The organism is Bradyrhizobium sp. UFLA05-108, assembly GCF_059803455.1.
The window spans coordinates 40,302-65,130 of the sequence record NZ_JBANAZ010000007.1; the positions used below are offsets into that span (position 1 = coordinate 40,302).

Annotated in this window: 22 protein-coding genes and 2 pseudogenes; 11 read left to right on the forward strand and 13 right to left on the reverse strand. The window is 64.0% G+C overall.

Translation table 11 applies throughout. The features are described 5' to 3' along the window. Positions 1-4: 4 nt before the first annotated feature. The 3 genes from SO140_RS07005 to SO140_RS07015 all read left to right on the forward strand — a co-directional run bounded on the left by SO140_RS07005 (position 5) and on the right by SO140_RS07015 (position 805). Complete coding sequence (locus SO140_RS07005; RefSeq protein ID WP_027553252.1) at positions 5-211, forward strand: YdcH family protein; 207 nt, start codon at positions 5-7, stop codon at positions 209-211. A 102-nt stretch (positions 212-313) separates the two neighbouring features. Then, positions 314-529 carry a hypothetical protein gene (locus SO140_RS07010; protein WP_254099836.1) on the forward strand — a complete coding sequence of 72 codons (216 nt, stop codon included), beginning with the start codon at positions 314-316 and terminating at the stop codon, positions 527-529. 24 nt (positions 530-553) lie between these two features. Then, entirely contained in the window at positions 554-805 is a 252-nt protein-coding gene (locus SO140_RS07015; protein ID WP_449376848.1) for a hypothetical protein, read from the forward strand. Positions 806-915: 110 nt separating this feature from the next. On the opposite strand, the gene SO140_RS07020 is transcribed toward SO140_RS07015, so the two are convergent. After that, complete coding sequence (locus SO140_RS07020) at positions 916-1,650, reverse strand: GGDEF domain-containing protein (protein ID WP_449376849.1); 735 nt, start codon at positions 1,648-1,650, stop codon at positions 916-918. 142 nt (positions 1,651-1,792) lie between these two features. Here SO140_RS07020 and purE point away from each other — a divergent pair, with 142 nt between their 5' ends. Together purE and SO140_RS07030 are read left to right on the forward strand one after the other, a co-directional pair. Then, on the forward strand, positions 1,793-2,281 hold the full coding sequence (purE, locus tag SO140_RS07025) for a 5-(carboxyamino)imidazole ribonucleotide mutase (RefSeq protein ID WP_449376850.1): 489 nt from the start codon (positions 1,793-1,795) through the stop codon (positions 2,279-2,281). Next, positions 2,278-3,384, forward strand: coding sequence for a 5-(carboxyamino)imidazole ribonucleotide synthase (locus SO140_RS07030; RefSeq protein WP_449376851.1), 1,107 nt, complete (start codon positions 2,278-2,280; stop codon positions 3,382-3,384). The genes purE and SO140_RS07030 overlap by 4 nt, the downstream gene beginning before the upstream one ends. Positions 3,385-3,508: 124 nt before the next feature. Here SO140_RS07030 and aqpZ read toward each other — a convergent pair whose 3' ends face one another. Then, on the reverse strand, positions 3,509-4,231 hold the full coding sequence (gene aqpZ / locus SO140_RS07035; RefSeq protein WP_449376852.1) for an aquaporin Z: 723 nt from the start codon (positions 4,229-4,231) through the stop codon (positions 3,509-3,511). A gap of 264 nt (positions 4,232-4,495) precedes the next feature. Between aqpZ and rpsU the strand changes: the two genes are divergently transcribed. Then, positions 4,496-4,798: a 30S ribosomal protein S21 gene (gene rpsU, locus SO140_RS07040; protein WP_027525171.1), complete on the forward strand. Its 303-nt coding sequence runs from the start codon at positions 4,496-4,498 to the stop codon at positions 4,796-4,798. A gap of 126 nt (positions 4,799-4,924) precedes the next feature. Then, the gene (locus tag SO140_RS07045; protein WP_449376853.1) at positions 4,925-5,593 is read left to right on the forward strand and encodes a tetratricopeptide repeat protein; all 669 of its coding nucleotides are present in this window, start codon (positions 4,925-4,927) and stop codon (positions 5,591-5,593) included. 29 nt (positions 5,594-5,622) lie between these two features. Here SO140_RS07045 and SO140_RS07050 read toward each other — a convergent pair whose 3' ends face one another. The 4 genes from SO140_RS07050 to SO140_RS07065 form a co-directional block, all read right to left on the reverse strand. Then, positions 5,623-6,570: a hypothetical protein gene (locus tag SO140_RS07050; RefSeq protein WP_449376854.1), complete on the reverse strand. Its 948-nt coding sequence runs from the start codon at positions 6,568-6,570 to the stop codon at positions 5,623-5,625. A gap of 93 nt (positions 6,571-6,663) precedes the next feature. Then, the gene (locus tag SO140_RS07055) at positions 6,664-6,948 is read right to left on the reverse strand and encodes a cupin domain-containing protein (RefSeq protein WP_449377018.1); all 285 of its coding nucleotides are present in this window, start codon (positions 6,946-6,948) and stop codon (positions 6,664-6,666) included. Positions 6,949-7,050: 102 nt separating this feature from the next. Next, on the reverse strand, positions 7,051-8,148 hold the full coding sequence (locus SO140_RS07060; RefSeq protein ID WP_449376855.1) for a calcium:cation antiporter: 1,098 nt from the start codon (positions 8,146-8,148) through the stop codon (positions 7,051-7,053). A 63-nt stretch (positions 8,149-8,211) separates the two neighbouring features. After that, a complete protein-coding gene (locus tag SO140_RS07065) occupies positions 8,212-9,015 on the reverse strand; it encodes an alpha/beta hydrolase (RefSeq protein WP_474800854.1) in 804 nt (267 codons plus the stop codon). A gap of 129 nt (positions 9,016-9,144) precedes the next feature. On the opposite strand from SO140_RS07065, the gene SO140_RS07070 reads away from it, so the two are divergent. Continuing rightward, positions 9,145-10,065, forward strand: coding sequence for a hypothetical protein (locus SO140_RS07070; RefSeq protein WP_474800852.1), 921 nt, complete (start codon positions 9,145-9,147; stop codon positions 10,063-10,065). On the opposite strand, the gene SO140_RS07075 is transcribed toward SO140_RS07070, so the two are convergent. The 6 genes and pseudogenes from SO140_RS07075 to SO140_RS07100 form a co-directional block, all read right to left on the reverse strand. Further along, positions 10,052-11,449: an NAD(P)(+) transhydrogenase (Re/Si-specific) subunit beta gene (locus SO140_RS07075; RefSeq protein WP_449376858.1), complete on the reverse strand. Its 1,398-nt coding sequence runs from the start codon at positions 11,447-11,449 to the stop codon at positions 10,052-10,054. The genes SO140_RS07070 and SO140_RS07075 overlap by 14 nt on opposite strands. 39 nt (positions 11,450-11,488) lie before the next feature. Further along, positions 11,489-11,806 (reverse strand): proton-translocating transhydrogenase family protein, encoded by a 318-nt coding sequence (locus SO140_RS07080; RefSeq protein ID WP_254099863.1) that lies wholly within the window; start codon positions 11,804-11,806, stop codon positions 11,489-11,491. Positions 11,807-11,818: 12 nt separating this feature from the next. Beyond that, the gene (locus SO140_RS07085; protein ID WP_449376859.1) at positions 11,819-12,946 is read right to left on the reverse strand and encodes a Re/Si-specific NAD(P)(+) transhydrogenase subunit alpha; all 1,128 of its coding nucleotides are present in this window, start codon (positions 12,944-12,946) and stop codon (positions 11,819-11,821) included. 136 nt (positions 12,947-13,082) lie between these two features. Further along, complete coding sequence (locus SO140_RS07090; protein ID WP_449376860.1) at positions 13,083-13,235, reverse strand: aa3-type cytochrome c oxidase subunit IV; 153 nt, start codon at positions 13,233-13,235, stop codon at positions 13,083-13,085. A 152-nt stretch (positions 13,236-13,387) separates the two neighbouring features. Further along, positions 13,388-16,387, reverse strand: a complete 3,000-nt coding sequence (locus tag SO140_RS07095; RefSeq protein WP_449376861.1) for a patatin-like phospholipase domain-containing protein — start codon at positions 16,385-16,387, stop codon at positions 13,388-13,390. Between the two features lie 276 nt (positions 16,388-16,663). Next, positions 16,664-18,514, reverse strand: a pseudogene (locus SO140_RS07100) (M3 family oligoendopeptidase); the annotation flags it as partial. 124 nt (positions 18,515-18,638) lie between these two features. Here SO140_RS07100 and SO140_RS07105 point away from each other — a divergent pair. Continuing rightward, positions 18,639-20,141, forward strand: coding sequence for a sigma-54-dependent transcriptional regulator (locus tag SO140_RS07105; protein WP_449376863.1), 1,503 nt, complete (start codon positions 18,639-18,641; stop codon positions 20,139-20,141). A 153-nt stretch (positions 20,142-20,294) separates the two neighbouring features. Here SO140_RS07105 and SO140_RS07110 read toward each other — a convergent pair whose 3' ends face one another. Further along, a complete protein-coding gene (locus SO140_RS07110) occupies positions 20,295-21,059 on the reverse strand; it encodes a pentapeptide repeat-containing protein (protein WP_498542400.1) in 765 nt (254 codons plus the stop codon). Between SO140_RS07110 and SO140_RS07115 the strand changes: the two are divergent. Together SO140_RS07115 and SO140_RS07120 are read left to right on the forward strand one after the other, a co-directional pair. After that, a pseudogene (locus tag SO140_RS07115) lies at positions 20,956-22,785 on the forward strand (L,D-transpeptidase family protein); the annotation flags it as partial. The gene SO140_RS07110 and the pseudogene SO140_RS07115 overlap by 104 nt on opposite strands. Before the next feature lie 325 nt (positions 22,786-23,110). Next, the gene (locus SO140_RS07120) at positions 23,111-24,760 is read left to right on the forward strand and encodes a peptidoglycan L,D-endopeptidase MepK (protein ID WP_498542395.1); all 1,650 of its coding nucleotides are present in this window, start codon (positions 23,111-23,113) and stop codon (positions 24,758-24,760) included. Positions 24,761-24,829: the final 69 nt, after the last annotated feature.

Here is a 24,829-nt window from a genome sequence, read left to right on the forward strand (position 1 = left end):
CATCATGACCAATGAAGACGAGCGCGAACTCGAAGCCGAGCTCGCCCGGTTGCAGCAGGAACACCGAGATCTCGATGCGGCGATCGATGCATTGCATCAATCGCCCGCCCCCGACCTATTGCGGTTACAGCGCCTGAAGAAACGCAAGCTGTTGTTGCGCGACCGTATCGCCTTCATCGAAGACCAGATCACGCCCGACATCATCGCCTGATCGCGGCCGCATGCCCGATGCGTTTTCCGCGATCGGATTTCTCTTGACTCAAAAAGAACAAAATAAGAACATTCAGACCTCAACCGCTTCCGGGGAAATGTCATGTCCGCAGCCGCCTTCGACAACAGCCATTATGAACAAGCCTGCGATCAGGCGATCGCGATGTGTGACGGCAATCTGCGCAGCACCATCAAGGCGCTGATCATGGCCAACGAATATCTGGAAGCGGAGCTCGAGGAATTGCAGGCGGCAATTTCGGCCGGCTGCATTCCCGAGACGTCGCGCAACAAGATGCGGAGCACCTCCAGCGCCGCGTGAGCCAACGAGCACTCGGAGCCGACCATGTCCGATGTCACCTACTATGTCGCACTGCCTTTCCTCACCGACGAAGATGGATCGCCGGTCGCAGGCGCCGCGGAGGAATGCCAGACTTCGGCCGCCGCACTGCGGCGCGCCGAGATCCTGGCGCACGGCGCCGGCCATATCGGCGCGATCGCGTTCAGCCGCAGCGGCGATCCCATGACCGGCGAGTTCGGCGACGCCAAGCTGCTGCGCAAATTCGGCAACGTGCCGGAAGACCTCAGCACGCTCTAAGAACGATACGAAGCTACACGATCGGTTGCCCTGGGGTTCACCTCTCCCCAGCAGGGAGAGGTGAAGTTCACGCCTCGACTCGCACCGATTGAGCCAAAACTCATCATCCTCTAGGTGCTGATCAGCCTGATCCGCGGCTCGTGCCGGCGCTGAGCCTTGCGCACGTACATGGCCGCGTCAGCTTCCTCCAGCGCGCGGCCCGCCTCGGCGTGAGATCCGAGCAGCGCGACGCCGGCGGAGGCGCCTGCATTCACGCGCTGGCCGCGAAACACAAAGGACAAATCGTCGATCGCCTGCTCGAAGCCTGCGGCCTTCGCCTTGGCGTCGGTCTCGCTGAGGTTCCACAACAGCAGCGCAAACTCGTCGCCGCCAAGACGGCCGACCACGTCAGAGGCACGCACCTGCCGCGTCAGCGTGGCGGCGATCGCCTTGAGGACCTCGTCACCGGCGGCGTGACCGAAGGAGTCGTTGATGGGCTTCAGGCGGTCGACGTCGAGCACGATCAACGCGCCGCGGGCGGCGTAGCGCGTCATGTAGGCGATCGCACGATGGAGCTCGCGCTCGAAGCCGCGCCGGTTCGGGATGCCGAGCAGGAAGTCGGTGTCGGCAGCAGCCTCGAGCTCGTCGATGCGCCGCTGGGCCTGGGCGAGCTTGGTGCGCAGGTTGCGGATGATCGCCTTGGCGTTCTTTGCATCGTTCTTTGCATCGTTCTTGGCCTTGCCGGTCGTCGCAGCGGGCCGGCCCGCAGGCCGGGCCGCGCGTCTGGCCGCGGGTTTGGATCGGCTCCCGCTGCTTTTCCGGCCCTTTTGCGCCTTCGCAGCGATCGCCCTTTTTGGTTTCTTCATGGGCGTCCTGCTCAATGAAGGCTTGCGGGGATTCACCAAGACAGGATAGTGCATTCCCTTCTCCTTGCCACCGCCTTGCGAGCCGCCGGCCGGAACCGTTAGTCTGGCCTATGTTTCTGCATTCCCGAGCACAATTGACGTCATGACCGCGCCGATCGCCATCATCATGGGAAGCCAGTCGGATTGGGACACCATGCGGCATGCCGCCGATACGCTCACAGCGCTCGGCGTCGCCTGCGAAAGCCGCATCGTCTCGGCCCACCGCACTCCGGAACGGTTGTTTACCTTTGCCAAGGGCGCCAAGGCCGAAGGCTTCAAGGTCATTATTGCCGGTGCCGGCGGCGCCGCGCATCTGCCCGGCATGACGGCGTCGCTGACGGAACTGCCGGTGTTCGGCGTCCCCGTCGAATCCAAGGCGCTGCGGGGCATCGATTCGCTTCACTCGATCGTCCAGATGCCCGCCGGCATCCCGGTCGGGACGCTCGCCATCGGCAAGGCGGGCGCGATCAACGCGGCGCTCCTCGCGGCGGCCGTCCTGGCCCTGTCCGATCCCGCGCTGTCGAAACGCCTCGTGGCCTGGCGCAAGGCACAGACCGACGCCGTGGCCGAGCGCCCGGAGGACAAGGCGTGACTGGCACCAAACGGGTAAAGCTGAAGCCCGGCGACACCATCGGAATCCTCGGCGGCGGACAATTGGGACGGATGCTTGCGATGGCCGCGGCGCGGCTCGGCCTGCGCTCCCAGGTGTTCTCGCCCGATCCGGACTCGCCGGCCTTCGACGTCGTGCTGAACGCGACCTGCGCCGAATATGCCGACGTCGAGGCGCTCGAGCTGTTCGCGAACGACGTCGACGTCATCACCTACGAGTTCGAGAACGTGCCGGCCGCAGCCGCGCTGGTGCTGGATGCGCGCCGCCCCGTGCTGCCCAACCGCAAGATCCTCGAGACCACCCAGGACCGACTCGCCGAGAAGGATTTCATCACCCGGCTCGGGATCGGCACCGCCGCCTATGCCGATGTCACCTCGGTCGCATCGTTGCGCGAGGCAATCGTCAGGATCGGGCTTCCGGCCGTGCTGAAGACGCGCCGCTTCGGCTATGACGGCAAGGGCCAGGCGATCATCCGCGAGGGCGATGACATCGCGAAAGTGTGGACCAACCTCGGCACCAAGTCGGCGATCCTGGAGGCTTTCGTGCCGTTCGAGCGCGAGATTTCCGTGATCGCCGCGCGCTCGGCCGAAGGCCAGGTCGAATGTTTCGACGTCACCGAGAACGAGCACCGCGATCACATTCTCAAGATCTCGCGCGCACCGGCCGCGATTCCGGACGCGCTTGCCGAAGAGGCGCGCAGCATCGCCGGCAAGATCGCCGACGCGCTCGACTATGTCGGCGTGCTGGCGGTCGAGATGTTCGTGCTCGCCAACGGCACGGGGCCAAAGGTGCTGGTGAACGAGATCGCGCCGCGCGTGCATAATTCTGGGCACTGGACGCTCGACGGCGCGTCCGTCTCGCAGTTCGAGCAGCATATCCGTGCCATCGCCGGCTGGCCGCTCGGCAAGCCCGTGCGGCACGGCGAGGTCGTCACCATGACCAACCTGATCGGCGATGAGATCAACCGCTACACGGACTGGCTCACGGTCCCCGGAGCCACCGTGCACATCTACGGCAAGGGCACGCCCAAGCCGGGCCGCAAGATGGGCCACGTCACCGAAGTGCTTCCGGCCCGCGACAAGTGAGGGGACCGCGGCGCTTCGCGATCCCCCTAAAGCGCGATGAGATTGGGATGAATCGTCATCGCGCTTTAGGTTGTTGTTCAAGCATGATCTCCACGCAAACGCGTTCGGCGTTTGTCGCGAGGGATCACGCGGTCTTCACGCCGGCGACGACGCCGGCCGGCTCTTCGCTGAGCCAGCGATAGATCACGCCGCCGAGCGCGCCGCCGATCAGCGGTGCGACCCAGAACATCCACAGTTGCGCCAGCGCCCAGCCGCCGACGAACAAGGCAGGCCCGGTGCTGCGCGCCGGGTTCACCGACGTGTTGGTGACGGGAATGCTGACGAGATGGATCATCACCAGCGTGAGCCCGATCGCGAGCGGCGCAAAACCCGCAGGCGCCCTCCCGTGCGTGGCGCCCATGATGACGAACAGGAACATCATGGTCATCACCACCTCGGTGATGAAGCACACCACCATGCCGTACTGGCCGGGCGAATGCGCACCATAGCCGTTCGACGCAAAGCCCTTGGTGACGTCGAAGCCCGGGGCGCCGCTGGCGATCACGTAGAGCAGCGTGGCCGCGACGATCGCGCCGATGACCTGCGCGACGATGTAGGGCAGGATCTGTCCGGTCGGGAACCGGCCGCCCGCGGCAAGACCGACCGTAACGGCGGGGTTGAGATGGCAGCCCGAGATGTGGCCGATGGCGTAGGCCATGGTGACGACGCTGAGGCCGAACGCCAGGGACACGCCGACCAGGCCGATACCGACCTGCGGGAAGCCGGCTGCGATCACCGCGCTCCCGCACCCCGCGAATGTGAGCCAAAAGGTGCCGATGGCCTCGGCGGCATATTTCTTCATATCCATGAGGGACTCCCCGTGATTTCCAAGACTTCCGGATCAAAGGTCCGGGAACGGCCCCGCCATTGGCGCCAAATCACCCCAATCGCGGCCGCACGGGGGCATTTTTGCCCCATTTAATGGCTTATCTTGGCCCAAATGCCCGCTTGGACGATGGACATCGCGGGTTTTGTCTGATACATCCGCGCGCTCAAGGTTAAGGGCTTGTGCTTTCTGCCATCCCCTTTGACTTACCAGAATTCAAATCCGATCCACTGAAGAGGATGCCGCGTGCAGGTTCTCGTTCGCGATAACAATGTCGATCAAGCCCTCAAGGCGCTGAAGAAGAAGATGCAGCGCGAGGGAATTTTCCGCGAGATGAAGCTCCGCGGTCACTACGAAAAGCCCTCCGAGAAGAAGGCCCGTGAAAAGGCCGAAGCCGTGCGCCGCGCGCGCAAGCTGGCCCGCAAGAAGCTGCAGCGTGAAGGCCTGCTGCCGATGAAGCCGAAGCCGGTGTTCGGCGCTGGTCCCGGTGGCGAGCGTGGCGCTGGCGGCCGTGGCGGCCCGGGCGCAGGTCCGCGCGGACCGCGCTGATTTTGCCGATCTTGCAAGATTGAGTTTTCGATGACGCGGGCCCAGGGCCCGCGTTATTGTTTGTGAGCGGTGCCTTTTCTGGGACGGGGCACTACCGATGCGGCACCAGCGCGAGCGAACCCGTAGATGGCCTCCCCTTTCCCCGAGCACAGCCCGGCACGGTCATGCCTGCCCTGGCGGCGCTCCGTCACACTCACACTGATCGCGGTTGCACTGTCCGGCTGCTCGTTCGACCTGGGATCGCTGATGCCGGAGAAGGAGAAGCCGCAGCAGGACGCGCCCAAATCTGCTACCGCGCCTGCTGCTGCGCCCGCCGAGAGCGCGGTCAGCGCCGGCACTGTCACCGAGGCCCAGAGCCATACGGCAAAGGGCCAGGCGCTCGCGAAATCAGGAGAGACGGCGGCAGCGCTCGAGGAGTTCAACCGCGCCGTTGCGCTCGATCCCTACAATGCGCAGGCGCTCTACGGCCGCGCCCTGATCTATCAGGCGAGCAACGAGCACGAGTTCGCGATCGCAGATTTCAGCGCAGCGAGCGGGCTCAATCCGCAGAAGCCGGAGCCGCTGCTCGGCCGCGCCATCAGCTATCTCGCAGTCGGTAAGGTCAAGGAAGCCGCAGCCGACCTCGACGAGGCTTCCGAGGCCGATCCGCACAATGCGCAAGTCTGGGCCACGCGGGGGCTCGCCTATGAGCGCCTCGGCGACAAGGCCAAGGCCGCGGCGTCCTACACCAAGGCCGTCGCGCTACGTCCGCGTGACGATGCCGCCCGGAGCGGGCTGGCCCGCGTCGGCGGCTGAGAACGGGATCGGAGGCGCAGCGCGCCAGATCAGTCTGGGGTGACGCCCTTCGGCAGGACCGCGTGGAACATCGACTTGACGCCCGACAGCATCTCGTCGGCAACGTTGGGCTTTGCCTTCGGCATGGGACCGGTCGCATCGGCCCGCAGATCGAGCGGCGGCGCGATCACCACCGGGACCGGGATGTCGGCCGGCGGTGTCAGCCGATTCGCATCATCGGTGCCAACGGACGCGGTGTAAGACGGGTTCGACGTCGTCGGGGAACCATAAGCCTCCGGGCCCGGCGTCGATACCGTGATTGGCGGCGGCAGCGGCCGCACGGAAGATGGGGCCGCCGTCACGAGCCGTGGCGCCTCCTGAACCCGCGGCGCTTCGCCTGCATGGGCCGTCTCCTGAGTGGAGGCCTCGGGCGATTTGCGCAGCCGCTCGATCGCCGCGCGGGCGAGATCATTGGCGTCAGGAGTCGCGGCATTCGATGCCGGAGCCTGAGTCGTCTCGGAGGCCGGCGCGGTGACGACCGGGGCACTGACGGCCGGAGCAGGCGTCGCCTTGGCCATGGCCTTGCTGTCGCGGGAAGCCGTCGGCCGGCCCCGCGGCGTAGCGGGAGTGGCGGCGGTCTCGGCGGATGAAGTCTCGGCGGGCTTGTTCTCGGCCGGCTGATCAGCGGCCTTGTTGTCAGCCGACTTCTCGGCCGCCGGCTTGTCCGTCACGGTCTTCTCGGAAACGCCCTTTTCGGAGACGCCCTTCTCGGAGATGCCCTTCTCGGAGATACCCTTGGCCTTCACTCCGGGCGCGGGGAGATTCGCGACCTCGGCAGGCTTGGCATCCTTCTTGGTCTGGGCAGGAGCGATTGCGGCGGCGGGAGTGTCGGGGGCCGGCCGGGCGTTGATGTAGTGATTGACGATGTACGCCCCGATGATCGTCGCGAGCACCGAGGGGAAGATATCCATGGAGATTTTAGTCAGGTATTTCAGCATTCCGGCCACTCCCCACACGGTCTGATGCGGGAACTTTGAGGCAATAGTAAGGGGGTCAACTGCGACGGATCGGTGGCAATTGGCACACCGCTTTTACGGTTTCAACTCTATCTCAAGGAACACGATCTCCGTTGCAGTTTCGTTAAGCACGTCGTGCGCGACACCTGCCTTGCGGAAGTAGGACTTGCCCGCCGCAAGCTGCGCCCTGGAGCGCTCGCCATCGGGGGCCACGATGGTCATCTCGCCGTCCCTGACGGGAACGATCACATAGTCCATCCCGTGAATGTGATGGCCGGTGGCGCCGCCGGGCGGCAGCCGCCACTCGGTGACCCGGACCTCGTCATTGTCGACCTGAACCTCGGAGCTGGCGGCAAGCATTTCCATTCCCCTCGTAAAGCGCGATGAATCGTCATCGCGCTTTAGGTTGTTGTTTGCGCATGATCTTTTCGGAAAACCGCTTCGCACTTTTCCGGATCATGCTTACGGCACAAAGACCATGAACACGTAGACGGCAAATACCACCATATGGACCAGCCCGAACAGGACGTTGGTCCTGCCGGTGCCGAAGGTCAGCATGCTCAGCAGAAATGTCAGGAACATCAGCGCCGTGTTCTGGGGGTTCAGGCCGAGAACCAGCGGCTGATCGAGCGCATAGGTGGCGAGTCCGACGGCTGGAATCGTGAGCCCGATGGTAGCCAGTGAGGAGCCGAGGGCCAGGTTGATGCTCTTCTGGAGATCGTTCTTGCGCGCGGCGGCGATCGCCGAGACTCCCTCCGGCATCAGGATCAGGAGCGCAACCAGGAGACCGGCAAAGGCCGGTGGGGCACCAATCATGACGGCAACGGCGTCGACCACCAGTGAGAACTTCTTGGCAAGCAGAACGACGGCGAGGAGCGAGACCAGGAGCAGGACGATGCTGAGAACCAGCATCGTGCCTGACAGATGGCTTTCGCCGCCCTTGCCGTCATCAGCCTGATTGATGAAATAATCGCGGTGCAGCACGGTCTGCGTATAGAGAAACACGCCATAGAGCACGATCGTCACGAGATCGACGAAGCCGAGCTGGAGCGTCGAATAGATCGGGCCCGGCGTCGTCAGCGTATAGTTGGGCATGATCAGCGTGATGGTCGCCAGCGCGATCAGTGTGCTGAGATAGACGTTGGAGCCTGAAACCTGGAAACCCTGCTCGCGGTAGCGCAGGCCGCCGATGAAGACGCAGAGGCCGACGAGCCCATTGCAGACGATCATCACCACGGCAAACACGGTGTCGCGCGCGAGCTCCGGCGCCGGCTTGTCGCCGAGCATGATGGTGGTGATCAGCGCGACCTCGATGATGGTCACCGCGAGCGTGAGCAGCAACGTGCCGAACGGTTCGCCGATCCGCTCCGCAATCACCTCGGAGTGATGAACGGCAGCGAACACCGTTCCGAACAGGATCACCAGCAGGACGATCGCAAACACGAAACCGCCGACGGACAGGGTGAAGCCGTATCCCATCGCGGTGACGATCAGGAACAGCAGCACCGCCAGGGCGGGAAATAGCCATGACGACCGCGGCATCGGTCCGTGTGCGCTCATGCAGACAATTCCTCAAATCAAGCCGGGGTCGATTATGCGCGAGAAGATCGCATGCGTCAGCCCTCAGCTGCCATTGATGAATCGTCGCGCGGTCTCCATGGCCCCGAAGGCATCGAGATCGTTGTGTCCGCCGCCGGGAAGTCGCACGAGGCGCTTGGGCTCGCGAGCGAGTGCGTACAGCCGCTCGCCGAGCGCGATCGGGATGGTCGGATCGTCCGTGCCATGCATGATCAGAAGCGGCGCAGTGACGCGGGCGATGCGCTCGTCCGAGCGAAACTGGTCGCGCATCAACAAGCGGACCGGGACCAAGGGGTAGAGCGAGGCGGCGACGTCGGCCATCGACGTGTAAGGTGCCTCCAGGACCAATTTGCCGATCTTGTGGTCGGATGCGATGGCGATCGCAAGGCCGGTCCCGAGCGAGAAGCCCCAGGCGACAATGCGCTCCGCCGCGTAGCGCGAGGCTGCGAAGGCGTAATCGGTCGCGGCGTCGCGCAGCAGTCCCTGCTCGCTCGGCGCGCCACTCGAGCCGGCATAGCCGCGATAGGACAGCGCGACGAGACCGGTGCCGTCGGCCGTCATGGCCCTGAAGCGACCGACAAGGCCGGCAAGATAATCCCCGTTGCCGTGAAAATAGAGGATCACGGGACGGCCGGGCTTTGCCGGCACGTGCCAGACGATCACCTTCTCGCCATCCGACGTGGTGAGCAGATGCTCTTCCGCCTCGGGAAGGCCTGCGGCGGCAGGCGCGGTAGGTTCGACGGTCGGGGCCGGAAACAGCATGTCGCGCTGCTTCACGTAGAGCAGGACGAGACCGGCGAGATAAGCAACCGCAGCGATTGCCAGGAGCCACTTCAGAACGGCCAACATCCGGAGCAAACCTTAGCTAGATCAGCTGCAGGACCGCCATTCGGGCCGGGCCCGCGACCAAGGACATAGCGCAGACGGGTGGACTAGGGGTAGGCTCGCGCTAGAGTTGCCGGCCGAGGGAGAACGTCAATGCTTAAGGAGGTAAGCTACCGCGGGAGCGATCCAAAAGCCGTGCAGAAACGGCATCCCGAATACGGACGGTGGGACAAGCTAGGATTGCCTATTCTAGCCATGATCTATTGGACCGACGAGTACGTAGTCTACATAGACGAGAACTCCGACATCGACTTTCGAATGAACGGGGAAGTTGCTCCAGAGAAGGTCGCTGAATTTAATCGAATCCTGAACGAAGCATCCTCGCTCGAAATATCCGTTTCAGATGAATTCCCCCAACACACCAAGCTTCAGTGCAAGCAGTTCATTGGAGAAGCCATAGCGTGTTGCCTCGACCAAGATTTCGTCAATGCCGCTCGGATGCTCGCGTCGGCGCGGGTTTTTGTTGAAGGACGCAGCAGAGAGCTCTCGCGCATGTGGTATGTCGCAGGGTGCTGCCTTATCGCTGGGCCATTGTTGCTAGCGGGGCTTGCCGTTTGGTTCTTTCGGAACACTGTGATTCTGAGCGTCGGGCAGGCTGCATTCTGGCTCATCCTCTGCGCCGGAGCGGGTGCGCTAGGTGCGCTACTTTCAGTTATCTCTCGTGGCGGAACGCTACGGTTCGACGCATCATCCGGAAAAGCCCTTCACTATTTTGAGGGTGCTTCGAGAGTTGTTGCCGGCTCAATTTCCGGGGTCGTCGTCGGGATCGCCGTCAAATCCGGCCTCATTCTGACGCCCTTGTTTCAGGGCAACAAAGCGGGCTTCATTCTGCTTCTCTCGGCCATCGCCGCCGGCGCCGCAGAGCGATTTGCAACATCAATCATTTCAGACGTTAGCTCCATTGGTCTTAGTGGAGCTAAATCCGGGTCTTCCGAGCTGCCTGTCGACGAAGCAACAAATCGAGGGAAGACCCGAAAAACGCCTCGCCTGAGGCAGACGTCTACATCGCCTTGACGATGTTCTCGGTAACCTTCTTGGCGTCGCCGAGCAGCATCATGGTGTTGTCGCGATAGAACAGCGGGTTGTCGATGCCGGCGTAGCCCGAAGCCAGCGAGCGCTTGATGAACATCACCGTGCCGGCCTTCCAGACCTGGAGCACCGGCATGCCGTAGATCGGCGAAGTCTTGTCCTCTTCGGCCGCCGGGTTGGTGACGTCGTTGGCGCCGATCACGAAGGCGATGTCGGCCTGGGCGAATTCGGAGTTGATGTCCTCGAGCTCGAACACCTCGTCATAGGGCACATTGGCTTCGGCCAGCAGCACGTTCATGTGGCCGGGCATGCGGCCCGCGACCGGGTGGATGGCGTACTTCACCTCGACGCCTTCCTTCTTCAGCATGTCGGCCATCTCGCGCAGCGCGTGCTGGGCCTGCGCCACCGCCATGCCGTAGCCGGGCACGATGATGACCTTGGAGGCGTTCTTCATGATGAAGGCGGCATCGTCGGCCGAGCCGAGCTTTGCCGGCTTCTGCTCGCCGGTACCCCCGCCGGCCGCCGCGGTCTCGCCGCCGAAGCCGCCGAGGATGACCGAGATGAAGGACCGGTTCATCGCGTGGCACATGATGTAGGACAGGATCGCGCCGGATGAGCCGACCAGCGCGCCGGTGATGATCAGCGCGGAATTGCCGAGCGTGAAGCCGATGCCGGCCGCGGCCCATCCCGAATAGGAGTTCAGCATCGAGATCACGACCGGCATGTCGGCGCCGCCGATCGGGATGATCATGAGCACGCCGAGGGCGAGCGCCAGGATGACGTTGAGCCAGAAGAACACCGGGCTGCCGGTAACCACGAGCCCGACGATGCAGGCGACCAGCGCGACCGCGAGCGCGATGTTGATGAGATGCCGCGCCGGCAGGATGATCGGCGCGCCGCTCATGCGGGCCGACAGCTTGAGGAATGCGATCACCGAGCCGGTGAACGTCAGCGCACCGATGGCGACGCCGAGCGACATTTCGACCAGGCTCTGCGTGTGGATGTTGCCGGGGGTGCCGATGTCGAAGGCCTCAGGCGCATAGAATGCGCCGGCGGCGACCAGCACCGCGGCCATGCCGACCAGCGAGTGGAAGGCAGCGACCAGTTCCGGCATCGAGGTCATCGGCACACGGCGTGCGATCACCGCGCCGATCGCAGCACCGATGGCGATGCCGACGATGACGAGCAGCCAGGCAAGGCCGTCGGCCGGCGGATGGTTGGCAAGCGTGGTGGCGACCGCGATCGCCATGCCGATCATGCCGAGCAGGTTGCCCTGGCGCGAAGAGGCCGGGCTCGACAGCCCGCGCAGTGACAGGATGAACAGCACCCCCGCCACGAGATACAACAATGCAGAGAGATTGGCGTTCATCTCAGGTCCCCATCTGTCCCATCAGCCCGAGGTGGCCGCTTACTTGGCCTTCTTCTTGTACATCGCCAGCATGCGCTGGGTGACAAGGAAGCCGCCGAAGATATTGATGCAGGCAAAGATCAGCGCGATGAAGCCGAAGCCGCGCGCCCAGCCCGAACCGCTCGACACGTTGGCAACGCCGCCCGCGAGCAGCGCGCCGACCACGATCACCGAGGAGATCGCGTTGGTGACGCTCATCAGCGGTGTATGCAGTGCCGGGGTCACCGACCACACCACGAAATAGCCGACGAACACCGCCAGCACGAAAATCGACAGCCGGAAGATGAAGGGATCGACGACCTGTGCGACATGCTCCATGGCTTCTCTCCTCTAGGCTTTCGGCTGGAAGTTCGGGTGGATGACGGCGCCGTCCTTGGTGAGCGCGGTTGCCTTCACGAGCTCGTCGTCCCAGTTCACGGCAAGCTTCTTCTCTTTCTTGTCGATCATGGTCTCGATGAAGGAGAACAGGTTGCGCGCATAGAGGCCGGAAGCCGAGGCGGCGACGCGGCCGGCGACGTTGGTGTAGCCGACGATCTTGATGCCATCGATCTCGGCGACTTCGCCCGCCCTGGCGCCCTCGACGTTGCCGCCGCGCTCGACGGCGAGGTCGACCAGCACCGAGCCCGGCTTCATCGACTTGACCATCTCGGCCGAGACGAGCTTTGGCGCCGGCCGGCCCGGGATCAGCGCGGTCGTGATCACGATGTCCTGCTTCTTGATGTGCTCGGCGGTGAGCGCGGCCTGCTTGGCCTGGTATTCCTTGGACATTTCCTTCGCGTAACCGCCGGCGGTCTGCGCGTTCTTGAACTCCTCGTCCTCGACGGCGAGGAATTTGGCGCCAAGGCTCTCCACCTGCTCCTTGGTGGCCGGCCGCACATCGGTCGCGGTCACGATGGCGCCGAGGCGGCGCGCAGTCGCGATCGCCTGGAGGCCGGCAACGCCGACGCCCATCACGAACACTTTTGCGGCGGGCACGGTGCCGGCGGCGGTCATCATCATCGGGAAGGCGCGGCCGAAGGCTTCGGCGCCCTCGATGACGGCGCGGTAGCCGGCGAGGTTGGCCTGCGACGACAGCACGTCCATCACCTGCGCGCGCGTGATGCGCGGCATCAGTTCCATGGCGAAGGCGGCGATGCCGGCATCGGCCATCGTCTTCAGCGCAGCCTCGTTGCCATAGGGATCCATGATCGCGATGACGAGCGCACCGCGCTTGTACTGGCCAAGCTCGGACGCCTCGGGGCGCTTCACCTTGATGATGATGTCGGCATCGACAAGCGCATCGGCGCTGACGGTAGCACCGGCGGCGGTGTAGTCGGAATCGAGCAGGCCCGACTTGACGCCGGCACCGGGCTCAACGGCGATCTCGGCGCCCAGAGCCTTGAACTTCTTCACCGTATCCGGCGAAGCGGCGACCCGCGGCTCGGACGGATCGATTTCCTTGGCAACGGCAATCTTCATGAGGCCTCCGGCGGCGCGGGACAGCGCGCATGCGAATTTAGCGTTACTCCCGCAACGTTGGATACCGGTTTTAGAACCGGCTTGGATGCAAATTTTCTGAGCAACCGCCGCCCTTGGCGGTGCAGCCGACGATGGATCAGGTCAGGAAGATCGCCATCAGGATGACGATGAGCGCCACCGTGGCCGTGCCGTACTTCACCAGCTTGATGAAGCCCTCATAGGTTTGCTCGTGGGCAACGTAGTCGTTGCCATCGGCGGTGCTGTACGCCACTTCGCTATGGTCGGCCATGGATGTCCCCAGTCGAAAAGTCGAATTCCCGGCTGGCATTACCGCAATCCGCCGGACAGGGCAACGGCACAGCTGCGCAGTTTTCCCGCAAATCGGCTCATTTGGAAACCCGATTGTCGGGACCGGGGAAGCGTTCGCCGCCCAACACCATCCTACTCCTGGTCCAAAACGGCGATCATGAACGTCGCGGTCTCCGGCTCGACGTCGGCTTCGACCACAGCCAGACCGAGCGCACGGCGCACCGCGTCGACAGCCTCCTCGCCGCCATCGGTGAATCTCGCCGTGTCCGGAGCAGTGCCCGAGCCGACCGCAACGGGATGATCGCCGGCCAGGAAGCCGTGCGTCATGTGGAAACCAAGCGCGCGATAGACCTCGAACTGCTCTTCCGAGAAGAACTGGTCGCCGGTGGTCTCGTGCGGGAAGCGATTGTTTCGTCGCGCGTAATCCCGGATGTAGTCGTTTTCGTCGCCGGTGAGCGAGGACTTGATATAGACGAGATGGCCCTTCTCCTGGCCGCCGTAGTCGATGGTGCCGATCGCGACGTGAACGTGGTCCCGCGGCGCATTGTCGTGCTCGTCTGGCGATGAGGGGTCACCGGCCTTGTCTGCATTGCGCGCCATCAGTGCGCGGGTGCGTTCGCGGATCGGCGTCCAGGGCAGATCAATCCGGATCCCGAGGTCGATCCGCGCATAGCGCTGCAGCGTCATCAGCGAGGCGAAGTTCATCGGCGCATCGGCTTCCGCATCGACCGCGATGATCACCTTGCAGCGCCGACGCAACAGCTCGTAGACGCCTAGGTTCTCGATGTGGCCACCATCGGTGAGATAGACGCTGTCGCTGTTCTCGTAGAGACGCCCGGAGATTTCCGACCAGAAATAAAGCGGCGTGGAGCGACGCTGGGGCCGCACGCGCTCATCGACGTAACGCGGATTCTTCAGCCAATACCCGAGACGCACGTTGAGAAGCGCAAGCGTCGGCGTCAGCGCTCTGATCGAGTTCGAGCCCATGTTTGAGGAGGCCGCCGCGCCCGAGATCGCCATGGCAGTGGCGAGATCGAGACTCTGCTCGTCATCCTGCACCGCCCAGGTCGGGGCATAGCCCGTCGCCTCGCTGCCAACATTCAGCGCGGAAAACATGAAGAAGTCCGCGTTGCGGCCGCGCCGATTGGCAAAGTCCGAGCCCTGGATGTTCAGCGCCGTATTGATGAGTTGATAGGGCGCGTGCAAGCTCGGAGCGGCAGCCTGCCCAGCCGTTTCGGGGTCCTCCGTCCGAACCGCAAAGAGATCGCTGAGCTTCATGCGATCGAGCGGCTTGAAATCGCGCCCCTGGTCGAGGCTTGCCTCGACGCGCCCGATGTCGCCATCGGCCGAACGAGTCGGATCGAACAGGAAGGCCTTGCTCAGGCGATCGCGATATAGCCGATGCAGCGAGTTCGCATTCGGCGTCAGAAAGAACGAGATGACGAACAACACGACGCCGGCAAGGGTATAGAGGATGACCATCGGAAGGCTAAATGAGTAGCCGAGCTCGGAGGCCGCCCCCTGAAATAGATTCGGGTACTCTCTCTGAACGACGCCTCCAATTTTCTGGGCTAGGAATTCGAGCCATGCGGGGGCGTGCCAGGTCGGCGTCAGCCTCTCCGTATTCGGAACGACCGGCGGCATCGCTTTCGGCGTGATCTCGGCGGACAAGGTGCCGGTGCTGGCGTCGAACTGGATCTTGCCCGCCAGATTTCCCGCAGGCGCGTTTGATTTGGCATTGGCGAGGCACTCTCTTTGGGCCGCCGCGCCCAGAGCCGACGGGCACCTTTCGAACAGGTCGTTGGCGATGCCCCAATACGACAGATAGAGGTAGGCGACCCAGATGATCAGCGGCAGCGCGAGACCCGCGATCCACAGGGCGGCCTTGGCTACAATGGCGAGCACGAGCGAGCCCCATTGTGAGGACACGCTGTTGCCCTTCAGCACCTCTGCGAATTGCTGCCTGAATGCGGTGACGAAGACGCCGATTGGCGCGGCGATCGCCGCGAGGGACTTGATCCAGGTGATGGCGACGGCGCCGACCGGTCCGCCGAGCGCGTTGCTCTCGGCAACGTCGAACATCTGGCCCAGCATGAAGGGCTGAAATTCGAAGAAGGCGAGGACTGCGAGCAGCACGAGGAAGGTCGCGCCGGCGCTCGGCCAATGCGAGCGGAACTCCTGGCGCTTGCCCGGACTTGCAAATGATTGTTTGAGGGCCCAGCCGAAGAACAGGACAACCCCGATGATGGCCGTCGCCAGGGTCAGCGCGAAATGCTGGACCTGAAGAAAACGCGCGAAATCGCAGGCGACGCCGAGCAGCAACGCGAGACCGGCAAGATAGGCGCACACGACGCTCGGGCCGCTGCCGCGGACCGAGCGGGAGCTGAAATAGGCAAGTACGCTGCCGACGAGCAGCACCAAGGCGGCGGCAGCTCCGAAGGCGGTGAAGCCGTAACGATCGATGCTGCTGAAATCGTGCAGCTCGCACAGTTTGCGATCGTTGAAGCCGATCCCGAAGATGTTCGCGACCGTGAGGCAGCTCCGAAGCGGCGTCGACCAGATGGTGATCGCGGCAAGCAGCAGCACGACCGGCAGCGTCAGCCCGATATTGGCGACCAGGCCGCGCACGACGATCGCAATTCCTGTCAGGAGATCGCGCACACCGGCGGGGATCAGATAGTTGGAATAGTTCCGCAGATGTCCGACGGAGGGCGTGTCGCTGATCTCGGCTGCCGTGACAGTTCCGCCCGCCGGCCTCTCGCCGAATACGAACCGACGCGCGACCGTCATGGTCGCGCTGAGCGACGTCCCCATATAGCCGCCGCCCGATACCGTGGAGAGATAGTCGATCCGCCCGATCAGATTGTGATGGTTGAGCGCCTGCAGCACGCCCAGGCAAACGGCCGAGGAGCGAATGCCACCGCCGGACAAGGCGAGCCCGGTGACGTCGAGCAACTGGCAGGGTTCTAAGCTATCTGGATCGATGCGCCGGTCCGGCTCGCGGCGGGTGTTGATCGCTGCGATTTCGCCGCGGACGATCTGGTGGTGCTTTTCGCACCACGGCGTTTCCTCATCGACGGCAGCGGCGTTTCTGGCTTCTACGGCTCGCGCGGCGGGTCCTTGATCGAGCATGGGTGTCACCCCCAGGCGGAAATCGATCCATCAACAATCAGCAGTTGAAAAATATATTCTCAGTACGCACAAGATTAGTCTTGCCAGTTTTCGCGAACGTTCAATCCCACGTAGCAGGATCTCCGGTCCCGTCTCGAAGGTGGCCTGGAAACGTACCGGCTGGAAGAAGGGTGTGAAGGCTGCAAGATGCACTGAAATGCAGGGCAATGACGTCGTTCGAGACCGATTCCACCAACAAGGGAGGCGTGCGCGGTACCTGTCTCTTATACACATCCTAAGACCGCCGTCCCAGAATTTCGGGTCCTTGGCATCGAGCCCGAAGGGCCGCAACAGCTCGGAGTAGTGCTTGGTGCCGCCGGCAGCAAGCATATCGAGGTAGCGCTCGGCGAAACCCTCAGCGGCATTCTCGTAGACAGCATAGAGCGAGTTCACGAGGCAATCGCCGAATGCATAGGCGTAGACATAGAACGGCGAATGGATGAAGTGCGGGATGTACATCCAGTAGTTCTCATACCCCGCCTTGATCTCGATCGCGGGACCGAGACTTTCGCCCTGCACCGAGAGCCAGATCTCGCCTAGCCGCGTCGCGGTGAGCTCGCCGCTCTTGCGCTCGCTGTGCACGGCGCGCTCGAAGGAATAGAACGCGATCTGCCGCACCACGGTATTGATCATGTCCTCGACCTTGCCGGCGAGCAGCGCCTGGCGCTGTTTTGCATTCTTGGTCTGGGCAAGGAGCCGCTTGAACGTGAGCATCTCGCCGAACACGCTGGCGGTCTCGGCCAGCGTCAGCGGTGTCGGCGCCATCAACGCGCCGTTCCTGGCCGCCAGCACCTGGTGCACGCCGTGGCCGAGCTCGTGCGCAAGCGTCATCACGTCGCGCGGCTTGCCCTGATAATTCATCAGCACGTAAGGGTGCGCCGACGGTGTGGTCGGATGCGAGAAGGCGCCCGGCGCCTTGCCGGGACGAACCGGCGCGTCGATCCAGCGATCACTGAAGAAGCGCTCGGCGATGTCGGCCATCTTGGGCGAGAAGCCGCGATAGGCCGTCAGCACCATGTTCCTCGCATCGGGCCAGGCGATGGTATCGGTCGCGGCAAAGGGCAGAGGGGCGTTGCGATCCCAGTAGGCGAGCCGCTTCTTCTTGAACCAGCGCGCCTTCAGCGCGTAGTAGCGGTGCGACAGCCTTGGATAGGCCGCGCGCACCGAGGCGACCAGCGCATCCACCACCTCGCGCTCGACGCGGTTGTTCAGATGTCGGGAATCCGCGACGTCCTTGAAGCCGCGCCAGCGGTCGGAGATGTCCTTGTCCTTGGCGAGCGTGTTGGTGATCAGCGCGAAGGTGCGCTCATTGGCCTTGAAGGTTTTTGCCAAAGCTTCCGCCGCAGTCTTGCGCTTGGCGCCGTCGCGGTCCTGCAAGAGATTCAGCGTCGGCTCGATCGCGAGCTCCTTGGGCCCGACCTTGAAGCGCAGGCCGGAGATGGTTTGGTCGAACAGCCTGTTCCAGGCCGAGTAGCCGGTCTGCGCCTTTTCCAGGAAGAGCTGCTCGAGCTTGTCGTCGAGCTGATACGGCTTCTCCTTGCGCAAATCCTCGATCCAGGGGCGATAATGCGCGAGCTCGGAAGCCTGCATCGCACGGGTCAAGATATCGTCATCGATGCGGTTGAGCTCGAGCGCGAAGAACAGAAGATGGGTCGAGGCGACCGTCAGTCGCTCTGACACATCGCCGTAAAACTTTGAAATCTTGGGATCAACGCTGTCGCCGGCGTGGACGAGCCCGGCATAGGAGCCGAGCCGGCCGGCGAGATCGTCGATCGCCTCGTACCGCCGCACGGCCTCCGCGAGCCATTTTCCGCCATCTTCCTTTGCTGTCCCTGTCGCGAGCTTGCCCTTGTAGTCGGTCTCGAACGCGACGCAATCGGCATCCATCTTCTCGAGATCGCGCGCCACTTCCGGCGCGGTGATCCCGGAATAGAGGTCGGCGAGGTTCCACTCCGGAAGCTTGCCGGTTTTGCTCACAGCTTTGCCGGAGGGTTTTGCTTTGGCGGCGGCTTTCTTGGTGTTCGGCTTGCGGAGAGCAGACGTGCTAAGAGCGGACTTGCTAAGTGCGGATTTGGAGCGCGAAGTCATCGTGTTGGAAACCTGTGTTCAACGATCGCAATGGATGGGGTCAGCAAGGTTTAAGAGTACGTTAATCGGCTTCGGCCAGAGTGCCCCGATTCGAGACAGATAGTTGTAGCGTGCGGGGAACACCATGGCTGCCAGTATTTTGATTGCCGATGACGACGCCGTCGCGCGCCGCCTGGTCGAGAACATGGTGCAGAAATGCGGCTATGAAACGATCATCGTCGATTCCGGCGATGCCGCGCTCGCCGCCCTCACCGCGCCCGACGCTCCCGCCGTCGACGCAGTCATCCTCGATCTCGTGATGCCCGGCCTCGACGGCATGGGCGTCCTGGCAAAGATCCGAGAGGCTGGCCTCAGCGTGCCCGTCATCGTCCAGACCGCGCATGGCGGCATCGACAACGTGATCTCGGCGATGCGCGCAGGTGCGGCCGACTTCGTGGTCAAGCCGGTTGGCATGGAGCGCCTCCAGGTCTCCTTGCGCAACGCGCTCAACGCGTCCGCGCTCAAGGGCGAATTGCAGCGGATCCGGCACAGCCGCGAGGGCCGGCTGACGTTCTCCGACATCATCACCCGCAGCGACGCGATGGCGCATGTGATGCGCACCGCGCAGAAGGCGGCAAATTCTTCGATTCCCGTGCTGATCGAAGGTGACTCCGGCGTCGGCAAGGAGATGTTCGCACGCGCCATCCACGGCAGCGGCGAGCGCAAGGCAAAGCCGTTCGTCGCGGTCAATTGCGGCGCGATCCCCGACAATCTCGTCGAGTCGATCCTGTTCGGCCATGAGAAAGGCGCCTTCACCGGCGCGACCGAGCGGCACGCCGGCAAGTTCGTCGAGGCCCATGGCGGCACGCTGTTTCTGGACGAGGTCAGCGAGCTGCCGCTGACCGCGCAGGTCAAGCTGCTCCGCGCACTCCAGGAGGGCGCTGTCGAGGCTGTCGGCGGGCGCAAGCCGGTGAAGGTCGACGTCCGCATCATTTCCGCGACCAATCGCAAGCTCCTGGACCGGGTGAAGCAGGGCCACTTCCGCGAGGACCTGTTCTACCGCCTTCACGTCCTGCCGCTGACGATCCCGAATTTGCGCGCGCGGCGCGAGGACATCCCGCATCTGCTGCGGCATTTCCTGGCGCGGTTCGCCGCGGAGGAGAACCGCTCGATCACCGGCATCAGCGGCGAGGCGATGGCGCATCTCTCAACGCTCGACTGGCCCGGCAACATCCGCCAGCTCGAGAACGCGGTCTATCGCGCGGTGGTCATGAGCGAAGGCGACCGGCTTGGCCTCGACGATTTCCCGCTGCTTGCCGCGCACCCGCAACAGATGACCGACGCTCCGATGGCGCCGCTGATGCTGGAGCCGGTCGCGCCGATGGCGCCCACCATGATTTCAGGTAATGAAATACCGATCGCCCCACTGCCCGCCGCCGGCTCCCTCGCGATGCTGACCAGCACCGGGGAAGTACGGCCTCTGGAGGAGATGGAGAACGAAATCATCCGCTTCGCGATCTCGCATTACCGCGGGCAGATGTCGGAGGTCGCGCGCCGCCTCAAAATTGGCCGCTCTACGCTCTACCGCAAACTCGACGAAGCCGGCGTCCAAGGATCTGGCGGCAAAAGCGGCGAGGAGACGCACTGAGCAGGACTCGCGGAACGACGTTCCCTTTATGGCCTAAACGGGGCGCAAGTCCTTCGCATTGCGGGCGATTTGAACCGTGACCGGGAAGTGACAGACAAAGGGAAAAGCGCTTGGCAGGAGCGCACAATCCGTTGCCAAGAGGCTTCCTTGAAGTCAGTTTGTCGTGAGTTGTCCCGGGTGGCGCTGGCTGCAAAAACGGGGCCTGTATATCGTCTGCGTAAGAATCGTTGCGTGCAGGCGTGCAACTTTCGAGAAGCCGGCGCGATTGGCCGAAGCTGTTAGACGATAACGAATCTGTCCAGTGAATCCGTTCCATGGGGACGGTTCACCCGAGGGGTGTGTCACGATGCGAGACTGTTTGAACAACCGTGCAGGCTTTGACCGCGTGCTGATGACGGTCGCGGCGACCTTCCTCACGGTGTCGGCCACTTCGGCGCTGGCCCAGGACCAGCCGCGCAGCAGCGCCGCGGAGCTCGCGATCGAAGCCGCGATCCCGCGCCCAGAACCGGCTAACGTCCCGCCTCCGACCGCCGCCGACATCAAGCTCGACACGACCGCGACCGTGCAGGAGCCGGCCAGGGACGCAAGCAGCAAGGAGCCCGTGAAGGCGGAAGCTGCCCCGGCGCCCGACAAGGTCGGAACCAAGCCTTCTGACGTCGCCACGACGCCTGCCACCGAGGCGCCGAAGAACGAGACGGCGAAGACCGAGCCCGCCAAGACCGAGCCTTCCAAGATTGAACCTTCCAAGTCTGAACCTTCCAAGTCTGAACCTTCCAAGTCTGAACCTTCCAAGTCTGAACCGGCAAAGACCGAAGCTGCGACCGCGCCGGCCGCGCCAGCGACCGCTGCAGCACCGGCCGAGCCGCCGAAGGATGTCGCGAAAGAGCCGGCCGCCGAACCGGTGAAGGCCGCGAGCAACGTTCCCGCCGCCGATCAGCCGGTTGCCGACAAGATCAAGGACGCGCTCGGCGCCAAGAGCTCGCGTTATTTCGATCGCAAGAACGAGCGCGCCGCCGTCGAGAAGTTTTACGGCGCGCGTGACTTCGCGCCGGTCTGGACGCAAGGCGGCAGCCTCAGCGCTTCGGCTAAGGGCGTGATCGCACGGCTGAAGGATGCCGCGTCCGACGGGCTCAACGCCGCCGACTATCCGGTGCCGGATTTCGCGGCAGCCACGACGCCCGATGCGCTCGCCGAGGCCGAGCTCAAGCTCACCGCCAGCATGCTGGACTATGCGCGCCAGGCGCAGAGCGGCCGCATGCACTGGTCGCAGGTCAGCGCCGACATCCTTTATCCCGAGCATCCGGTCGACCCGAGCGAGGTGCTGACCAAGGTCACGACCGCGTCTGATGCGTCCATAGCACTCGACGGCTACAACCCGCCGCAGAAGCTCTACAAGGAGCTCAAGGCGAAGCTCGCCCAGCTCCGCGGCCAGGGCGAAGGCCCGGTGATCGAAATCACCGACGGCCCGGCGCTGAGGTACACACCGGCGCGCGGCAAGAAGCGGGCGGAAGTCGTCGTCCAGGATCCGCGCGTACCGCAGCTCCGCGCCAAGCTCGGCATCACCGAGAATGCCAACGACGACCACTATGACGCGACGGTTGCGGAAGCCGTGCGGAAATTCCAGGACGGCGTCGAAATGAAGGCGACCGGCGTCCTCGACGCGCCGACCGTGAGGGCTCTGAACAGCCCGAAGCGCGACAGGCAGATCGACACCGTGCTCGTGAACATGGAGCGCTGGCGCTGGCTGCCGCGCGATCTCGGCGTGCCGTCGCTCGGCGATGCCTATGTCATCCTCAACATTCCCGACTACACGCTGAAGGTCATGCAGCGCGGCCAGCAGGTCTGGACCACGCGCGTGGTCACGGGCAAGCCGGGGACGCACGCCACCCCGCTGCTCAGCGAGACGATGAAGTACATCACGGTCAACCCGACCTGGAACGTGCCGCCGTCGATCGTCTACAACGAATATCTGCCGGCGCTGCAGCAGGACCCGACCGTGCTCCAGCGCATGGGCCTGCGCCTCGAGCAGAACCGCGACGGCTCCGTGCACATCTCGCAGCCGCCGGGTGAAGCCAACGCGCTCGGCCGCGTCCGCTTCAACTTCCCGAACAAGTTCCTGGTCTATCAGCACGACACGCCGGACAAGTACCTGTTCGCCAAGGAAGAGCGCGCCTTCAGCCATGGCTGCATGCGGGTGCAGAACCCGGATCAGTACGCCTCCGTGCTGCTCAACATCACGATGCCGAACGAGCACTACACGCCGGAGCGGATCCGCAGCATGTACGGCTCCAGCGAGATCGATCTGAAATTCCCCACCCCGATCCCGGTCAACATCACCTACCAGACCGCGTTCGTGGACGACGGTGGCAAGCTGCAACTCCGCAGGGACGTCTATGGCCGCGACGCGACCATGATCAGCATCCTGAAGAACAGCCGTGGCAAGGACCTCGAGAACGTCGTCGCCCATTCGCAGCCGAGCTATTCGCGGCCTGCCACGACCCTGCCCTCTGGCGTCGCGGTCGCCAATAGCGGCTTCGGAGGCGGCTTCTCGTCCGGACCGTCGTTTTTCGAGCGGCTGTTCGGACCGCCGACCCCGCCGCCGGCTCCGGTCGGCCGGCGCCAGCAGCGCGTTTTCACCCGCTGATCCCTACCGGCCGGGCTCGCGCCAAAAAGAAAATTCGTCAATGAAATCAACGATCCCGTCGTCCGACGGGATCGTTTAACGTTAACCATTGTCCACCAGCCCCGCCGCGGGGGGCGTTTTTTCGCCACACTCGACCGGTTAGGTCTGTACCCTGACTTGGGTTTCGACTTGGGTTTTCGACTTGGGATCCCTCTTGGGATCTCGTTGGGTTGGGGGCGGGAAGGTAAACCTCAAATTAACCTTCTCGCTTTAAGAAAGCGTTCATCCTCTTTCGCGCGCTAGCGGGGTTGGCGGGAGAGAGTCCATTTGAACGCTCGTCGACTGGGTGGGCTCATTCGTGCTGACTGGTTTCGCACGCCAATTCGTTGCGGTGTCGTTGTCCCATGCGGGAGTCATGGCCGGTTCTCGGATCGGCCTGACCTCGCTGCTTTTGCTTGCCGGCGCCGGCAACGTGCACGACGCGACCGCGCTGAACGAGACCCGCACCCTCTCCTTCCACCACACCCATTCCGGCGAGGACCTCACCGTCACCTTCAAGCGCGACGGGCGCTATGACGAGGGCGCGCTGAAGCAGCTCAATCACTATCTCCGAGACTGGCGCAGCCAGGACGAGACCGTGATGGACCGCCACCTCTTCGATATCCTCTGGGAGGTCTATCGCGACGTCGACGGCAGGCAGCCGATCCAGATCGTCTCCTCCTACCGCTCCCCCGCCACCAACGCCATGCTTCGCCGCCGCTCCTCAGGCGTGGCGCGCTTCAGCCAGCACATGCTGGGGCATGCAATGGACTTCTACATTCCGGGCGTGCCGCTGGAGCAGATCCGCTTCGCAGGGCTCCGCCTGCAACGCGGCGGGGTCGGCTTCTACCCGACCTCCGGTTCGCCTTTCGTGCATCTGGACACCGGCAGCATCCGGCACTGGCCGCGCATGACGCATGACCAGCTCGCCCGTGTCTTCCCGGACGGACGCACCGTACACCTGCCGACCGATGGCACGCCGCTCAAGGGCTATGAGCTCACCAAGGCCGACATCGAGCGGCGCGGCAATGGCGATGACGCCGCGACGATCGGCAAGCCGAGCTTCCTGGCAGCGTTGTTCAAGGGCAAATCGGCCCCCGCCAGCGACGAGGATGACGAGGGCGCACCGGCCGTCAGTGCCAAGCCTGTAGCGCCGACCGTGGTGGCCGCGGCAGCGCCTGCCAAAACCGCTGAGAAGCCCACCGATCCGGTGCCGACGCCGCGCGCCAAGCCGCAACTTCCGGCCGCGATCCAGCTCGCCGCGGCCGACATGCAGGTCGTGCAGGCGCCCAAGCCGAAGCCTGCTCCCGCCGCCGACAAATCGACTGAGGTCAAATCAACCGAAGCGAAACCGCAGACGCCCGCCGACATCATCAACGCCCGCGGCTTCTGGGATGCGCCGGCGGCTCCGCAGCAGGCGACGCCGGCCCAGGTCGCGGCGCTCAGGGCGCGCCAGGCACTGGCCTCGGCGACCGATCCGCAGGCGACCGCAAGCGTTTCTTCATCGGCCTATCAGGCGCTGGCCTATGCGCCGGCCGCCGCCCCACCGGTCGACCGTGGCAACGTCGTCGCCGCCTCCGCGCCGATCCCGCGCGCGGCCCGTCCGCTTGCTGCGACCCGCAACCTCGCCCCCGCCACCGAGATCAACACCGTCGTCACCAAGGGCGAGCAGGGCATGATCGCGACCTCGACGCGACTCTCGGCCGCCAAGGGCGAGAGCATGTGGCTCAAGATCGTGATGCTGGCCCCGAGCGCCAGCCGCGCGATGTCGGTGACGCTGATGGGCGATATCGACATGATCGCGATGCGCGCCTACTTCATCAAGCCGCAGGCCGTCGTCGCGATGGGCTTCACCGACGATCCGATGCAGGGCATGTCCTGCGACAGCTTCTCGGGCTCGGCGACCGCCAAGCTCGAAACCACGTCCTTCGTGGTCCGCACCGCCGCGCTGCGCTGACCACTTCCCGCGACATTGCTTTCGTAGCCCGGATCGAGCGCAGCGAAATCCGGAGTTGTTGCGCGCTGA

Coding starts and splice junctions, on each gene's coding strand:
- SO140_RS07055 (WP_449377018.1), bottom strand. CDS start 6,948: ATGCTTGCCGCCAGCTCCGAGGTTCAGGTCGACAATGACGAGGTCCGG.
- SO140_RS07020 (WP_449376849.1), bottom strand. CDS start 1,650: ATGAAGAAACCAAAAAGGGCGATCGCTGCGAAGGCGCAAAAGGGCCGG.
- SO140_RS07060 (WP_449376855.1), bottom strand. CDS start 8,148: ATGAGCGCACACGGACCGATGCCGCGGTCGTCATGGCTATTTCCCGCC.
- SO140_RS07080 (WP_254099863.1), bottom strand. CDS start 11,806: ATGGAGCATGTCGCACAGGTCGTCGATCCCTTCATCTTCCGGCTGTCG.
- SO140_RS07045 (WP_449376853.1), top strand. CDS start 4,925: ATGGCCTCCCCTTTCCCCGAGCACAGCCCGGCACGGTCATGCCTGCCC.
- SO140_RS07005 (WP_027553252.1), top strand. CDS start 5: ATGACCAATGAAGACGAGCGCGAACTCGAAGCCGAGCTCGCCCGGTTG.
- SO140_RS07070 (WP_474800852.1), top strand. CDS start 9,145: ATGCTTAAGGAGGTAAGCTACCGCGGGAGCGATCCAAAAGCCGTGCAG.
- SO140_RS07085 (WP_449376859.1), bottom strand. CDS start 12,946: ATGAAGATTGCCGTTGCCAAGGAAATCGATCCGTCCGAGCCGCGGGTC.
- SO140_RS07015 (WP_449376848.1), top strand. CDS start 554: ATGTCCGATGTCACCTACTATGTCGCACTGCCTTTCCTCACCGACGAA.
- aqpZ (WP_449376852.1), bottom strand. CDS start 4,231: ATGGATATGAAGAAATATGCCGCCGAGGCCATCGGCACCTTTTGGCTC.
- SO140_RS07010 (WP_254099836.1), top strand. CDS start 314: ATGTCCGCAGCCGCCTTCGACAACAGCCATTATGAACAAGCCTGCGAT.
- SO140_RS07095 (WP_449376861.1), bottom strand. CDS start 16,387: ATGCTCGATCAAGGACCCGCCGCGCGAGCCGTAGAAGCCAGAAACGCC.
- SO140_RS07065 (WP_474800854.1), bottom strand. CDS start 9,015: ATGTTGGCCGTTCTGAAGTGGCTCCTGGCAATCGCTGCGGTTGCTTAT.
- SO140_RS07105 (WP_449376863.1), top strand. CDS start 18,639: ATGGCTGCCAGTATTTTGATTGCCGATGACGACGCCGTCGCGCGCCGC.
- SO140_RS07050 (WP_449376854.1), bottom strand. CDS start 6,570: ATGCTGAAATACCTGACTAAAATCTCCATGGATATCTTCCCCTCGGTG.
- SO140_RS07075 (WP_449376858.1), bottom strand. CDS start 11,449: ATGAACGCCAATCTCTCTGCATTGTTGTATCTCGTGGCGGGGGTGCTG.
- purE (WP_449376850.1), top strand. CDS start 1,793: ATGACCGCGCCGATCGCCATCATCATGGGAAGCCAGTCGGATTGGGAC.
- SO140_RS07090 (WP_449376860.1), bottom strand. CDS start 13,235: ATGGCCGACCATAGCGAAGTGGCGTACAGCACCGCCGATGGCAACGAC.